Source organism: Micromonospora antibiotica (assembly GCF_017599305.1).
Taxonomy (GTDB): domain Bacteria; phylum Actinomycetota; class Actinomycetes; order Mycobacteriales; family Micromonosporaceae; genus Micromonospora; species Micromonospora antibiotica.
This window is the reverse complement of record NZ_JAGFWR010000006.1, coordinates 38,002-52,758: the sequence shown is the minus strand read 5'-3', so window position 1 is coordinate 52,758 and position 14,757 is coordinate 38,002. Positions and strand designations below refer to the sequence as shown.

At 73.9% G+C, this 14,757-nt stretch carries 11 protein-coding genes; 10 read left to right on the top strand and 1 reads right to left on the bottom strand.

Annotated elements, in window-relative coordinates; genetic code table 11:
* The first annotated feature begins 111 nt into the window (after positions 1-111).
* A complete protein-coding gene (locus JQN83_RS13545) occupies positions 112-1,581 on the top strand; it encodes a S8 family serine peptidase (protein ID WP_208567488.1) in 1,470 nt (489 codons plus the stop codon).
* Here the strand turns inward: JQN83_RS13545 and eccCa are convergent.
* Positions 1,547-5,554, bottom strand: a complete 4,008-nt coding sequence (eccCa, locus tag JQN83_RS13540) for a type VII secretion protein EccCa (RefSeq protein WP_208567487.1) — start codon at positions 5,552-5,554, stop codon at positions 1,547-1,549. The genes JQN83_RS13545 and eccCa overlap by 35 nt on opposite strands.
* Positions 5,555-5,700: 146 nt before the next feature.
* Here eccCa and eccD point away from each other — a divergent pair, with 146 nt between their 5' ends.
* The 9 genes from eccD (at position 5,701) to JQN83_RS13495 (ending at position 14,738) form a co-directional block, all read left to right on the top strand.
* Complete coding sequence (eccD, locus tag JQN83_RS13535) at positions 5,701-7,092, top strand: type VII secretion integral membrane protein EccD (protein WP_208567486.1); 1,392 nt, start codon at positions 5,701-5,703, stop codon at positions 7,090-7,092.
* A 4-nt stretch (positions 7,093-7,096) separates the two neighbouring features.
* The gene (gene eccB, locus JQN83_RS13530) at positions 7,097-8,491 is read left to right on the top strand and encodes a type VII secretion protein EccB (protein WP_208567485.1); all 1,395 of its coding nucleotides are present in this window, start codon (positions 7,097-7,099) and stop codon (positions 8,489-8,491) included.
* 66 nt (positions 8,492-8,557) lie between these two features.
* On the top strand, positions 8,558-8,854 hold the full coding sequence (locus JQN83_RS13525) for a WXG100 family type VII secretion target (protein WP_204923310.1): 297 nt from the start codon (positions 8,558-8,560) through the stop codon (positions 8,852-8,854).
* A 31-nt stretch (positions 8,855-8,885) separates the two neighbouring features.
* Entirely contained in the window at positions 8,886-9,182 is a 297-nt protein-coding gene (locus JQN83_RS13520) for a WXG100 family type VII secretion target (RefSeq protein ID WP_208567484.1), read from the top strand.
* A 61-nt stretch (positions 9,183-9,243) separates the two neighbouring features.
* Positions 9,244-9,642 (top strand): hypothetical protein, encoded by a 399-nt coding sequence (locus JQN83_RS13515; RefSeq protein WP_208567483.1) that lies wholly within the window; start codon positions 9,244-9,246, stop codon positions 9,640-9,642.
* Between the two features lie 4 nt (positions 9,643-9,646).
* The gene (locus tag JQN83_RS13510) at positions 9,647-11,785 is read left to right on the top strand and encodes a hypothetical protein (protein WP_208567482.1); all 2,139 of its coding nucleotides are present in this window, start codon (positions 9,647-9,649) and stop codon (positions 11,783-11,785) included.
* 24 nt (positions 11,786-11,809) lie between these two features.
* Positions 11,810-13,876: a hypothetical protein gene (locus JQN83_RS13505; RefSeq protein WP_208567481.1), complete on the top strand. Its 2,067-nt coding sequence runs from the start codon at positions 11,810-11,812 to the stop codon at positions 13,874-13,876.
* 83 nt (positions 13,877-13,959) lie between these two features.
* Positions 13,960-14,406, top strand: a complete 447-nt coding sequence (locus JQN83_RS13500) for a YbaB/EbfC family nucleoid-associated protein (protein WP_208567480.1) — start codon at positions 13,960-13,962, stop codon at positions 14,404-14,406.
* A complete protein-coding gene (locus JQN83_RS13495) occupies positions 14,406-14,738 on the top strand; it encodes a hypothetical protein (RefSeq protein WP_208567479.1) in 333 nt (110 codons plus the stop codon). Before JQN83_RS13500 ends, JQN83_RS13495 begins: the two co-directional genes overlap by 1 nt.
* Positions 14,739-14,757: the final 19 nt, after the last annotated feature.

Genomic DNA, 14,757 nt, shown 5'->3' with positions numbered 1-14,757 from the left:
GTGGGGGTTGGTCGAATCGCAATCGACCGGACATCGGGGGCGCGAGCGGGACGCCGTAGCCTGGGCGGGCCACGACGACGCTGGGAGGTAGCGCTGTCCCGCCCGCTTGCGGTGACCGGACGCCACCGGGTCCGGTGGCCCCGCCCACTGCCCGCACTGCTGCTGTGCTGGCTCGGCCTCCTGGCCTCCACGATGGTCCCGGCGGTGCCGGCGGTGGCCGCGCCCGCGCCGGCACCCACCGCCGCCGCCCCGCCGGACCTGCCCGGTGGGGCCGTCGCACCTAACGGCTTCGTGAAGTACGTGGTGGTCGGCGCGGCGCAGGGGAGGGTCGAACACCTCTGGGAGGTCGCGCTGCGGGTCCTCGGCGACGCCGAGCGTTACCTGGAGATCTTCGCGCTGAACAAGGGACGCGTCCAGCCGGACGGCGTGCCGGTCACCGATCCGGCCGAGCTGCGGCAGGGCTGGCTGCTGGTGGTGCCGTGGGACGCGGTCGGTGCCGAGGTCAGCTACGGTCCGTTGCCGGTGTTCACCCCGGCCAGCCCGCGGGCGTCGCGCCGCCCCCGACCGACCGTACCGCCGGCCAGCGAGGTGGTCTGCACGGTGGCCCCGGGCCGGCGGATCGGCGGGGTGCCCTGGGCGCAGTTGCGGCTGACCCCGGAGGTGGCCTGGACCCGGGGTCGGGGGGCGAACGTCACGGTCGCCGTCATCGACTCCGGGGTGGACGGTGCCCTGCCGGCCCTCGACGGCCGGGTGCGGCCCGGGGCGGACGCCACCGTGGACCCCACCGACGGTTCCCGGGGAGACCGGGACTGCACGGGCCACGGCACCGCGATGGCCGGGATCGTCGCCGCCAGCCGGCAGCGGGGCACCGACTTCGTCGGCCTCGCCCCGGAGGCGACCATCGTGCCGGTCCGGATCGGCCGGTCCGCCGGGACGGCCGACTCGGCCAGCCTGGTGACCGCACTGCGGGTGGCGACGGCGGCAGGTGCGGGGGTGGCCCTGATCGGCGCGTCGGTGGACACCACCGACAAGCGGGTGGTGGCGGCGCTGCGCACGGCGGTCGCCCGGGGTACCACCGTGGTGGTGGCGGCCCGGGCGGCGACGGCCCCCGCGGGCACCACCCTGCCCGAGGGGGTGCTGCGGGTCGGTGCGGTGGGCCCGGACGACCGGTTGGCCGAGGTCTACCGGTCGGGCGAGGTCGACGTGGTGGCGCCGGGGGTGGACGTGGTGAGCCTCGGCATCGGTTCGGGGGAGGTGCAGGGTACGGGCACGGACTACGCCGTCGCCTTCGTCGCCGGTCTGGTGGCCCTGGTCCGGGCCAGCGAGCCCCGGCTGGATGCCGTCGCGGCGGCGGCCCGGGTCAGGGCCACGGCCGACGGGGCCTCGACGGCGGCGGCGGGCCGACCCGACCCGTGGTACGGCTGGGGCATGATCAATCCGGCGGCGGCGGTGAACGCGACACTGGCCGGCCCCGCCACCACCGTGCAACGCCGGAGTCCTGCCGGTGCGATCGCCGTGCTGGCAACGATCCTCACGCTCGCCACCCTCACCGTCGGCCTGCGTCGGCGCCGCCGCCACTGACCCCGGGATCAGGCTCGACGTATGCGGTCTGGATCACGCGGTGTCCCCGACGGGTGAGCACCATCGCCCGCCCCGGCGGCAGGTGCCGGCCCTTCACCCCGCCCAGCAGCGGCCCCTCCGTGGGTGGGCAGGACAGCGCCAGGTCCGGGCTGCTGGCCTCCTGGAGCCGCCGCAGCAACGGGTCCATCGACATCCGCATCAGGTTCGCGGTGCCCCGCACGACCACCACGTGCAACCCGATGTCGACGCCGTGCGGGACGTACGGGATCAGTGGTTGCAGGGGGTTGTCCTGCCCGGCGAGCATCTCGAAGTCGTCGACCAGGACGAACAGCCGGGGCCCGGTCCACCAGTCGCGGCGGCGCAGCTGCTCGGGGCTGACGTCCTTACCCGGCAGCCGGCCCTTGAGCCCCACCACCGCGTCGGCGACGGTCTCCCGGGTGGAGTCCGTCGAGACCGAGTAGCCGAGGCGGTACTCGGCCGGGACCGAGTCGAACAGTTGCCGCCGGTAGTCGACGATCAGGATCCGGGCCTCGGCCGGGCTGAACCGGCCGACGATCAGGCGGGCCAGGTGCCGCAGCAGGTTGGTCTTGCCGCTCTGGCTGTCACCGAGCCCGGTCAGGTGCGGCAGCTCTGAGAAGTCGTGCCAGTACGGCTTCAGGTCGGCCTCGTCCAGGCCGAGCGGCACCCACAGGTCACCCTCGGCCGGCGGCAGCTCGGCGGCGGGCAGTACCGCCGGCAGGGTCCGCACCGGCGTCGCCACCGGCCCGGACCAGAACTCGGCGACCGTACCGGCGAGGTCCCGTGCCCCGTCGGCCGTGCTGTCCGGGTCCGGGTTGCCGTCGATGCGCGGCAGGGCCCCCAGGAAGTGCAGCTTCTCCGGGGTGAGGCCGTGCCCCGGCGCACGCGGCACGGTGGCCGCCAGCCGCAGGTCGATGGCGGAGTCCACGGCGTCGCCGAGGCGCAGCTCCAGCTTGATGCCGAGCTGGTCACGCATGCTGTGGTGCACCTCCGACCAGCGGGCCGCGCTGACGATCAGGTGGACGCCGAAGTTGAGCCCCCGGGCGGCGATCTGCCGCAGCGCCACCTCCAACGCCTCGAACTCCTGCCGCAACGTGAACCAGCCGTCGACCACCAGGAACACGTCGCCGTACGGGTCGTCGGCGACCCGGCCGTCGGCCCGCAGCTGCCGGTAGGTCTGGATGCTGTCGATGCCCTGCTCGGTGAAGCGCCGCTCCCGCTGGTTGATCAGGCCGGTGACCTCGGCGACGGTCCGGCCGACCCGGTCGGTGTCGAGCCGACCCGCGACACTGCCCACGTGCGGCAGCCCGGCGACGGTGCCCAGCGTGCCGCCGCCGAAGTCCAGGCAGTAGAACTGCACCTCGGTGGGGCGGTGGGTGAGCGCCAACGCGCAGATCAGCGTACGGATCAGGGTGCTCTTGCCGCTGCGGGTGCCGCCCGCGACCCCGATGTGCCCACCCACCCCGGACAGGTCCACGGTGAGCAGGTCACGCAGCTGCTCGTAGGGCTTGTCGATGAAGCCGAGCGGGACCACCAGCCGGCCGTTGCCGGGCCAGTCCGTGGCGACCAGCCCGAGGTCCGGATCGGGGGCCAGGGCCGGCAGCAGACTGTCCAGGGTGGGGGAGTCGGCCAGCGGCGGCAACCAGACCTGGTGGGCCGGCGGCCCGGAGTCGACCAGCTGGTCGGTGACGATCGCGAAGACGCTGCGCGCGGCGGGCGCGGCGGGCACGGGCGGCCCGTCCGGGTCGGTCGGCTGGTCGGCAGGAGCCGGCGGGGTCGGGTTCTCCGCCGGTACGAGGTCCAGCCGGTAGGGCACCACCTGCCGCTGGACCACGTCCTGGCGGACCCGGGCCCGGCGGGGGCGGTACTCCCCGGAGACGTACGCGGCCTTGAACCGGAGCAGGGTCGACACGTCCATCCGCAGGTAGCCGTTGCCCGGGGCGGCCGGCAACTCGTAGGCGTCGGGCACCCCGATCACCGAGCGGGACTCCATCGCCGAGAAGGTCCGCAACCCGATCCGGTACGACAGGTGCGACTCCAACTGCCCGATCCGGCCGTCGTCGACGCGCTGGCTGGCCAGCAGCAGGTGCACGGCCAGCGACCGGCCGAGCCGGCCGATCATGACGAACAGGTCGATGAAGTCCCGGTGCGCGGCGAGCAGCTCGGAGAACTCGTCGACGACCACGAAGAGGGTGGGCAGCGGGTCGAGCGGGGCCCCACCGGCGCGGGCCTTCTCGTAGTCCAGCACCGAGCTGAAGCCGCCGGCGGCCCGCAGCAGCTCCTGCCGGCGTACCAGCTCGCCGTGCAGGGCGTCGCGCATCCGCCCGACCAGTGCCGCCTCGTCGGCCAGGTTGGTGATCACCGCGGAGGTGTGCGGCAACCGGTCCAGGCCGAGGAAGGTGGCACCGCCCTTGAAGTCGACCAGGACCAGGTTGAGCGTCTCCGAGGAGTGCGTCACGGCCAGCGCCAGCACCAGCGTACGCAGCAGCTCGCTCTTGCCGGAGCCGGTCGCGCCGATCAGCATGCCGTGCGGACCCATGCCACCCCGGGCGGACTCCTTGATGTCCAGCTCGACCGGGGCGCCGGTGGCGTCGACCCCGATCGGCACCCGCAGCCGCTCGTCGGGGCCGCGCCGCTCGCGTAGCGCGGCCAGCTCCAACCGTTCCAGGTCGGGGATACGCAGCAACGTGCCGAGGTCGAAGTCGGCCTTCATCGGCTCGGGGGCCAGCTCGGTGGCGACGGCCAGCCGGTAGGGCGACAGCAGCCGGGCCACCGACCGGGCCGACGCCGGACCGAGCAGGTCGGGGGCGGCGAGCACCTGCCGGGTCTCCTGGCCCACCCGGTCGCGCCCGAGCATGGTCAGCGTGCCGTCGGCGACCTCCAGGTTGATGATGCCCTTCCCGGTCGCCACCGGCGGGTCGTCGAGGTCGACGAAGACCGCGTTACGGTAGCCGCCGGTGGTCAGCCGGTGACCGGTCGGCACCCGGCCGCCGTCGCGGATCACCACCACGTACGGCTCGTCCCGGTCGGGGGTGGCACCCGCCTCGTAGCGGGGGCGGCCGGTGAACTCCGCGCCGAGCAGCCGTTCGAGGCGTTCGATGCCGTCGGCGGCCAGCCGGAGCCCACCGGCGGCGTCCTGCTCGGCGGGGTGCTGGGCGTGCGGCAGCCACTTGACCCACTCCCATGCCGTCAACCCGTCCGGGTCGACGCAGAGCGCCACCCGCACCTCCTCGGGGGCGTGCAGCGTGGCGAGCTGGGTGAGCAGGGCCCGCAGCAACGCCCGCGCCGCCGCCCGGTCCCCGGTCACCCGGATCTCGGCGAAGCCCGGCAGGAACAACGCCACCGGCTGGTCGGGCAGGGTGCTGTAGGCCCGGATGAACCGGCGCAGCGCCTTCGCGGCGACCGGTTCGAGATCCTCCACCGGTTTGGTCTGCATCGGCGCGATCCGGACCGCCAACCGTTGCTCACCGGTGCCGACCCGGATCTCCAGGAAGTCCGGGTGGGTGGGGCGGCGCTCCCAGCGGCGGGTGGTCATCGCCAGCGACCACAACGACGCCGGGTCGGGGTGCCGCCACAGGCTGGAGTCGCGCTGGTCCTGGGCGAACCGGCGGGCCCGGCGGCGGTGCTGGGCGAGGTAACGCAGGTAGTCACGGCGGTCACCGCCGTGGCGTTGCTTGCGTTCCCCGCTGCTGGCGATGACCGAGCCGATCATCACCCCGCCCATGGCCACCGCCATCATGCCGGCCATCACCCAGGTCAACGGGCCCCGCGACGGGCCCATGAACATCAGCATCATCACGCCGGTCATCAGCGCCATCGGCAGCACCATCATCGCCTGCCGGGCGCCGTTCTGCTGCGGCTCGCTCAGCTCCGGCGGCTCCTGGAGGGTCAACTCGCCGGTGGGCATCTCCGGCCCACTGCGTCGCGCCGGCCGCCGGAACAGCACCGTACCCATGGTCGTCTCCCTCCACCCGGGCCGTCGGCCCCCCTCCACAACGGAGCGCGGGCCGTTGCGGGTCGATCCGGTTTCCCGGGGCGACGGCGAAAAGAAAATTCCGCAGAGCCGTTGAACGATCTCCGGGCGGCTCCGTTGAAGGAGCCGTGACGGGCACCGAGACCGAGCAGATGTGCCGGCTGGTCGTACGCGGACCGAGCCGGCAAATCGAGGTGGCCGTGCCGGTCGGGGTGGTCGTCGCCGACCTGTTGCCGGCGCTGCTGCACCACCTCGGCGACGGGTTGGCCGACACGGGGTTGAGCCACGGCGGGTGGGTCCTGCAACGCGCCGGCTCCCCCCCGCTGGACGAGGAGAGCACCGTCACCGCGCTCGACCTGCGCGACGGTGACCTGGTCCACCTGCGTCCGCGCGCCGACCAGTTGCCCGAGGTCGACTTCGACGACCTCGTCGACGGGATGGCGACGGGGGTGCGGGACCGGCCCGGCCGGTGGCGTCCCGAGCTGATCCGCCCGGTGGTGCTGGCGCTGGCCGGTCTGCTGCTCGTCGTCGGCCTGGTGGCCCTGCTCATGCCGGGACCGGTGCTGCTGCGGGCGGTGGCGGCGCTGGCGGTGGCGACGGTGGCGCTGGGTGGCGGTGCCGCGGTGGTCCGGGCCGGCGGTGAGCGCGGGTTCGGCGTGTTGCTGGCCGTCGCCGCTACCGGCTACGCTGGTCTGGCCGGGCTGGTGCTGCCCGGTGACGGCGCGGCCGTCGGGCCGGGGCTGACCGGGCCGCAGGTGCTGGGCGGGACCGCGACCGGGGCGGCGGTGGCGGTGCTCGCCGCCGTGCTGCTCGGCGCGGCCACCCCGGTCTTCGTCGCCGGGTCCACCGCGCTGCTGCTGGGCGTGCTCGGCGGGGCCGCCGCCACGGTGGGTGGGCGCACCGGGCCGCAGGCGGGCGCGGTGGTGGCGGTGGCCGCGACCGCGCTGGTGCTGACGGTGCCCCTGTTCGCGTTCCGCCTCGCCGGGCTGCGTCTCGCCCCGTTGCCGACCCGACCCGAGCACCTCCAGGAGGACATCGACCCGGAACCGGCCGGCCCCTTGATGGACCGGGCGCGGGCCGTCGACCGGTTGATGACCGCCCTGTACGCCGGGCTGTCGGCGGCCACCGCCGTGGCGCTGCTGCCGGTGGCGTACCGGGCGGGCTGGGCGGAGACGACGCTGGTGCTGCTGGTCGCGCTGGTCTGGTCGCTCAACGCCCGACCGATGACCAGCGCCTGGCACCGACTGACCCAGGCGGTGCCCGCGCTGGTCGGACCCACCGCGGTCGCCGTGCAGGCCCTGGCCGGTGCGGGACCGCTGGGGCGGGTGGTGGCGCTCGGGGTGCTGCCGGTCGCCGTACCGGCGCTGCTGCTGGCCGGGCGGAGCCTCACCGGGCGGCGGGTGACGCCGTACTGGGGGCGGGTCGGGGACCTGACCCTGACCGCGGCGGCGGTGGCACTGCTGCCGATCGGGCTCGCCGTCCTGCACGTGTACGACTACTTCCGGGCGATCGGGGGCTGACGTCGTGCAGTCCCGACGTGACCAGGTGCAGGCGCAGTCGCACCTGCTGGGCCGGCTCACCGCCGCACTGGTGGCCGGCGAACCGGACGGCCTGGAGACGCCGCACCGGCGTACCACCGTGGGGTTGCTCGCCGGGGTCCTGGTCGCCGCGCTGGTGATGGGCGGCTTCACCCTGTACGGCTTCTTCTCCCCCGGTGGGGCCACCGCCTGGCGCAAGGCCGGGTCGCTGGTGGTGGAGAAGGAGACCGGTTCGCGCTACCTCTATCTGGGCGGGCGGCTGCGCCCGGTGCTCAACTACGCCTCGGCCCGGCTGCTGCTCGGTGAGGAACTCGCCGTCGTCACCGTGTCGGCGAAGTCGCTGCGTGGGGTGGCGCACGGGCAGCCGCTGGGCATCGTCGGCGCCCCCGATGTGCTGCCGACGAGTGGCCTGGCCGGGGTCGGGTGGACCGCGTGCGCGCCCAGCGCCACGGATCTGGCCGGCACCGAGACGACGGCGTTGACCCTGTCCGTCGCCCCGGCGGCCGACGGGACCCCGTTGGCCGCCGACCGGGCGGTGCTGGCCCGGCCCACCGGCGACCTGACCGCCGGCTATCTGATCTGGAACGGTCACCGGTTCCGGCTCACCGCGCCGTGGCTGCCGGCGGTGCTGGGCCACGACGGGCCGCCGGTCACCGTACCGGCGGCCTGGTTGGACCTGATTCCCGCCGGGGTGGACCTGGGGCCGGTGGCGGTGCCGGGGCGCGGCGAGGCCGGGCCGGAGGTGGACGGGCAACCGACCCGGATCGGTCAGCTGTTCACCGCCCGCCCGGCCGACGGGGCGGAACGGCACTACCTGCTGCGCCGCGACGGGCTGGCCCGGCTGACCCCGTTGGCGTACGCGCTGCTGGCCGCCGACCCGGCGACCGTCGCCGGGTACGGCGGCCGCGCGGTGGTCCCGACCGTGCTGAGCCCGGCGGCACTGGCCCGGCTGCCCCTCGCGGCCCGACCACCCGTGGCCGAGGAACTGCCGGCGGTGGCGCCAGCGGCGGCCTCCCGGGCCACCGGCCTGGCCTGGTGCCTGCGGTTCGGTGCCGACGGTCGCCCCCGGGTCGTGGCGGCCCGGCCGGTGCCGGCGACCGGCATCGTCCGGGGCGGCGTCGGGGTGACCCGGACGGCGCACACCGCCGACGCGGTGGCGGTCACCCCGGGACGCGGCGGGCTGGTGGTCACCGGTCGCGCCGGGCAGCCCGGCACCGGCTACCACCTGGTGACCGACGCCGGGGTGAAGTATCCCCTCGCCGGTGCGGCGGTGGCGGAGCGGCTGGGTTACGCCCCCGCGACCGCGACCGTGGTGTCACCGGACCTGATCGATCTGCTGCCGACCGGACCCGCCCTCGACCCCGCCCGGGTCGTCGGATGAGACCGGCCGGTCAGCGGAACCGGCGACGCGGAACCGCCGCGGCCGCCCCAACCGGAAGGAGCGCCGATGCCACTCGGCAATGAGGTAGACGAGCAAACTATCCGCAGCACCATCTCGGCGATGAACCAGACCGACGCCCAGTGCGACGCGGCGCAGCGCGCCGTCGACAACACGTCCAGCTTCCTGGACACCCAGTGGCGTGGGGAGGCCAAGACCGCCTTCACCACCTCCATCCAGCAGTGGCTGGAAGGGCTGAGCAAGGTCAAGCAGGGGCTGCTCGACCTGAACACCGCGATGACCTCGCACTACCAGACCAGCGCGCAGGTGGAGCAGGACAACGCCCTCTCCGCGAGCTGGACCTGACCACCGACCGACCCCTCACGAAGGACGACCCATGCCGTCGTACGGACTCAACCCCAACGGTCTGCTGGACAGCTCGGCCGAGTTGCAGGGCGTGACCAACAGCATCCAGAACTCGATCGACGAACTCAACACCGTCGTCCAGACGTACGTCAGCGCCAACTCCGGTGACACCCGGGAGGCGTTCACCGCGGCGCAGGCGAAGTGGAACGCCGGGATCGAGGAGATGCGCCGCGCGCTCGCCGACGCCTCGTCCCGGCTGGACCAGATCCACGACAACTACCGGCTGGGCGACGCGCGGGGTGCCGCGCTGTTCCAGGGCAACGTCTGACCTTCGGTGTGGCGGGCGGTACCGGGCCGCCCGCCCCCCACCTCACGGAACGGAGCACCAGATGCCGATCGTCATCGACGAGCCGTACATCAACCAGCTCGTCGCGAAGCTGAACAGCCTGCGGGACGCGGTCGACACCGCCACCTCCGGCCAGGGCCAGTACGTCTCGCAGACGCTGCGTGACCTGGTCGTCTCGGCCGGCACGAACAACTTCGAGCCGGGCAAGACCATCCGTGACCAGCTCAACAAGACCGGCGACACGCTGCTGGCCCGGATGACCACGCACCGGACCACGATGAACAGCCTCGCCGTGGGGTTGACCGAACTGCTGGCGAACTCGGACTACATCGAGTCGCTCAACTCGATCACCGCCGAGCGCTTCCTGGAGTTCCTGCCCGGCACCGGCACCCCGCCGAACACCGGCACCCCGCCCAACCCCACCCCGAACCCGACGGCGTGATCCGGTGACCGCGCCGTACCAGGACATGTCCCAGTGGACCTGGGAATCGATGCTCCAGAACGTGCTGGGGGAGGGCCGGGACGGCCCGGACGGCACCAGCGGCACCATGCTGGACCGTCGGTTGGTGGCCGGCCCGGACGTGCGGTGGCTGCGTCTCGTCGACCACCTGGACGACGTGACCGAGTCCTCGCAGCCGCCCAGCGACGGCGACGTGACCAACCGGATCGACTCGCTCGACGGCAACGAGTTCTTCCTCTACCGGATCAGCACGGTCGGCTCGGTGCGCGACGGGAAACCCCACTACACCACCCGTACCCAGTTCATCCAGGTGAAGATCGTCTTCAGTGACTCGCAGACCGAGGGGGCGCCCTCCCCGCGCGGCGCCTTCGAGACCTTCTACAAGTCCAGTGAGGGCGCGTTGCAACGGCTGACCAGCGGCACCAACCCGGTGTTCAGCTGGAAGAGCTTCACCGACGCCGCCAAGATGCTGCACGACGTGGAGACCAGCCTGGTCAGCACCGAACGGGAGCTGAAGACCATCCTGGACCGGGTCGGCGACGACGCCTCCGGGTTCCAGGGCAACGCCTCCGGGGTGTTCATCGGTGCGGTGGCGAACATGCGGCGCGACGTCCACCGGCTCGCCGTCGACATGAACGCCAACAGCACCGACCGGGCCTGGTCCGATCAGGTCGACGACGTGGTCGACGACATGACGACCTTCCGCAACAAGATCGCCAGCTCGTTCCGGGAGTTCAGCGACCACACCTTCCAGTGGTTCAACGGCTACAACCCGACCACGCTGATCGACTCGTTGAAGAAGATCGTCACCGAGGTCAGGACGGGCAACTTCAGCCAGGTCACGGTCACCCTGCCGGACGCGTACGGCAACGGCTCGGTGAACAGCGGCACGTTCAACCTGATGACCGAGGCGGGCTGGCAGAGCGTCGACAACATGATCAAGGGCGCCTGGCTCGGCCAGTTGCACGAGCTGGACGCCACGATGCGTACCGAGCTGGCGCGGCTGACCACGCGGCTGCGGTCCGTCACCCACCTGGTGAGCGTCATCTCGCCCCCACCGACCACCACCGGCACCACCCCGCCGCCGGGCGGCACCCCCGACCTCAACGGTCCGGATCTGAACGGCGGTGGCGGCCCCGACATCGGCGGTGGCGGTGACCTGGGCATGGGCGGTGGCGGTGGTGACCTGGGCGTGGGCGGTGGCGGTGACCTGGGCCTGGGCGGTGGCGGTGGTGACCTCGGCCTGGGTGGCGGTGGTGACCTGGGCATGGGCGGTGGCGGCGATCTCGGCCTGGGTGGCGGTGGGGACCTCGGCCTGGGCGGTGGCTCCGGGCTGGGCGGCGGTGGCGATCTCGGTCTGGGTGGTGGGTCCGGCCTCGGGTTGGGCGGGGGGAGCGGGGCCGGTGGCCTGGGCCTCGATGGTGGCGGCGAGCTCGGCACCGGTGGGTCGGGCGGTGGGCTGGGTGGTCTCGGTGGCGGCGGCATCGACTGGGGCGACCTGGGCGGTGGCACCGGCTCCGGCTCGGCGGGCGGCGGTGGACTCGGCGGTGGTGTCGTCGTCCCCGGCCTGACCCCCGGCCTGGGTGGGCTGGGCAACCTGGGATCCTCCGGCGGCTCCGGTGGCGTGGGCGGTGTCAAGGGCGGCGGGGCGGGTGGCCTCGGCGACGACACGACCAACCCGTCGGCGCAGTTCCCGACCGACGTGGACGGTGTCGACGTCGGCAACCTGGGCGGCGGCTCGCCGGGCGAGTCCTCGACCAGCGGGGTGGCCCTCGGCAGCGAACTGGCCGCACTGCTCGGCGAACCGGCCGGGCTCGGGCCCGGTGGCAGCGGGGCGCGGGGCGTCGACTCCGCCGGCTCAGCGGCCGGCGGGTTCCCGATGATGCCGCCGATGGGCGGCATGGGAGGCATGGGTGGGGGCGGCCAGCAGGGGGAGAAGGACCGTGAACGCAAGACCTGGCTGGAAGAGGAAGAGGACGTGTGGGGCACCGACCCCGAGTGCGGGATGGCCGTCATCGGCCGCTCCGAGCACGCCGAGGAACCGGCCACCACGATGCCGGCCGCGCCACGCCGACCCGGTCAGTCGCCCGGCCCCACCCGTACGACGGGACGTCGCCGTGGCTGACCGGCGACCCGGGCGGGCCGCGCGGTGACCGCCCCGAACCCGGAGTACGCCGGCTGGACCTGGGAACGGATGCTCCAGGACGTCCTCAACGAGGGCCGCGACGGCACCGACCAGGGCAGCGGCACGCTGATCGACCGCAACCTGGTGGCCGGCCACGGGGTCACCTGGGTCCGGTTCGTCGAACGACGGACCCAGGAACTGGACCGGGGCACCCGCCCCACGATCGACCCGGGGGACCGGGAACTGATGGGCTACCGCCGGGTCGGTCCCGGGGTGGACGACCCGCAACGGGACCTCTGGGAGATCGTGCGGGGCCACGTCACCTTCTGGGAGGGGACCGGCGGCCCCCCACCGGCCACCGCATTCGACAGCTTCTACCGGGCGAGCGTCAACGCCCTCACCCGCCTGTACGCCGGCACCAACGGCTGGTTCAGCGAACGCAGCTTCACCGACGCCGGCAACCTGCTGTGGCGGGTCGAGCAGACGTTGCTCACCACCGCCGCCGAGCTGCGGGTGCTGCGCGACGGGATCAGCGGGGCCGGTTCCGGCTTCGACGGGTCGGCGTCGGCGGTGTTCGTGGCGGCCCTGAACACCCTGCACGCCGACATCGACCGGCTGACCCGGGACATGAACGCCACCAACGAGACCAATGCCTGGTCGGACCGGGTCTTTCGGCAGTCCAACGACCTGCTGATGTTCCGCGAGCGGATCAACGACGCGTGGCGGGAGTTCAGCGACCACACCCACCAGTGGTTCAACACGTACCACCCGACCGCGCTGTTCAACGCGGTCCGCAGCATCCTCGCGCAGGTCGACCAGGGCAGCCTGAACGCGGTCGGGGTCACCATCCCGGACACCTACGGCACCGGGCCGGTCGGTGGCACCTTCGACCTGACCACCGCGGCCGGCTGGACCGCCCTCGACGTGCTGCTGCGCACCGCCTGGCTGCGCCAGCTCGTCCGGCTCGACCTGGCGATGCGCGACGCGTTGGCGCAGCTCGTCGCCGCGTTGCGGGAGACCAGCGGGATCGTCAACCGGTTCGCGGGACCGCCCGGCGGCGGTGACCAACCGCCGCCACCGCCGGGCACCTCGGACGGCCCCACCGGCGCTCCACCCCCCAACGAGGTGCGGTCCACCATCCAGTCCGGCGGCGGCGGGTTCGACGGGACCGGCGGTGGTGGTTCCGGCTTCGACGGGGCCGGCGGCGGCGGGCCGGACCTGTCGTTCTCGTCCTCCTCCTCGGGAGCCGGTGGGATGGGTGCCGCTCTCGGCGGCGGCCCGGCGGCCATCGGCGCGTTCGGCGCGTCGGGCGTCGGCGGGTTCGGCGGGGCGGGTCTGTCGGCGCTCGGCGCGACGAGCCTGGCCGGCGACTCCGCAGACCTCGGCGTCCTCGGCACCTCCGGGGCGACCGGCGTCGGCGTCGGCGCGATCGGTGCCCTGGGGCGTGGCGGCGTGGGCGGCTGGGCTGGCGGTGCGCTGGCCGGTGTGGGTGGTCTGGCCGGTGGCGTCGGTCCGGTGATCGGCGGACGGGCCGGCGGTGGCGTCCCGGACGGCGACCGCCGCTCCGGTGGCGCGCTGGGCGACTGGGCCGGCGGCGGCGTCGACATCGGTGACCTGGCGGACGGGCCGGTCGCCCCGCCGTCGCGGGCGGCCGTCGGCGGCTCCGCCGTCGGCCGGGAACTCGCCGCCCTGCTCGCCGGCCCGCTCGGCGGTGCCGGCGGCGCGGGGTTGCCCGCAGGCGCGGGGCTGCCCGGCGGTGCCGGGTCGTCCGGTGCGGCCGGCGGCCCGGGGTTGTCGGGCACGGCGGGCAGCGGCCAACCGGCACCCGGCCAGCTCGGCGGCCGGCCGTTCGGGCCGCCGGTCCTGCCGCCGATCGGCGCACCGGGCCGGGAGGGCGACGACACCCGCCGCACCACCCGGCTGACCGAGGACGAGCAGGCCTGGGGAGCCGACCCGACGTGTACGGCGGCCGTGGTCGGCCGGACCGACCCGCCGAGGCGGCGGCCGGTGGCGACACCGGTGCAGGTGGAGCAGACCCCCACCGCCGGCCCGGTGGTGCACGGCCGGGAACAGGCGCGCGGCCGGGGTTGACCGCCGTCGGCACCGCACGACGGGTCGACCGTCGTGGTGCCCCGCAGCAGACGAACCGCAGAGACAACCGGAGGTGAGGACAGATGTCGAGTCCGTTGTCCAACCAGGTCGAGCAGGCGCTCGCCGAACTCGAACGGCAGAAGACCGCGATCGACGAGATCCAGGGTGGCCTGCACACCGTCTACAGCACGGTCACCGCTAAGAACCGGGCGGTGGCGGTGACCGTCGACAGTCGGGGAGCGGTCACGGGGATCAAGTTTCCGACCTCGGCGTACCGGACGATGGCCGGTCCGGAGCTGGGGGAGCTGCTGGTCGACACGATCGAGGCGGCCCGGGGCGAGGCGATGGCCCGTACCGTCGCCGCGTTCGAGTCGCTGCTCCCCGCCGGCCTGCCCATGATGGACCTGCTGACCGGCGGGGCCGACCCGGAACACGGCCCGCTGCCGATGGACCAGCTGCTCAACGAGATGTTCCGGACGGTCGGGCCGGACGACGACCCGACGCCGACGCCCCCGGCCGGAGCCCACTGATGCCCCCGGCCGTGGGGCCGATCGGTGCGGACACCGGCCGGCTGACCAACCCGAACTTCGACCCGTTCACCGAGGAACTGGACCGGGTCCAGCGGGCGCTGCGGCGCAGCGACACCGACCATCCCGGACTCGTCGGGGAACCGTACGCGGACATCGACGAGATCGTGGCGAACCTGCCGAAGGCGTCGGTCGGCGCGGACCTCATCAAGCTGCTCGGCGCGGTGCCCCAGGGCTACCAGGAGGACCTGCGGGAACTGGGCCGACTCCTGGCGGACATGGAGTCGACCAACGCCGACATCTCCGGCGGGGTCAACAGCGGGCGGCACACCTAACGGCCGACAGCGGTGCCCG

Bases quoted from the DNA above. Each gene is read 5' to 3' on its own strand.
- JQN83_RS13495 (WP_208567479.1), top strand. From the start codon at position 14,406: ATGCCCCCGGCCGTGGGGCCGATCGGTGCGGACACCGGCCGGCTGACC.
- JQN83_RS13525 (WP_204923310.1), top strand. From the start codon at position 8,558: ATGCCACTCGGCAATGAGGTAGACGAGCAAACTATCCGCAGCACCATC.
- eccCa (WP_208567487.1), bottom strand. From the start codon at position 5,554: ATGGGTACGGTGCTGTTCCGGCGGCCGGCGCGACGCAGTGGGCCGGAG.
- JQN83_RS13500 (WP_208567480.1), top strand. From the start codon at position 13,960: ATGTCGAGTCCGTTGTCCAACCAGGTCGAGCAGGCGCTCGCCGAACTC.
- JQN83_RS13520 (WP_208567484.1), top strand. From the start codon at position 8,886: ATGCCGTCGTACGGACTCAACCCCAACGGTCTGCTGGACAGCTCGGCC.
- JQN83_RS13515 (WP_208567483.1), top strand. From the start codon at position 9,244: ATGCCGATCGTCATCGACGAGCCGTACATCAACCAGCTCGTCGCGAAG.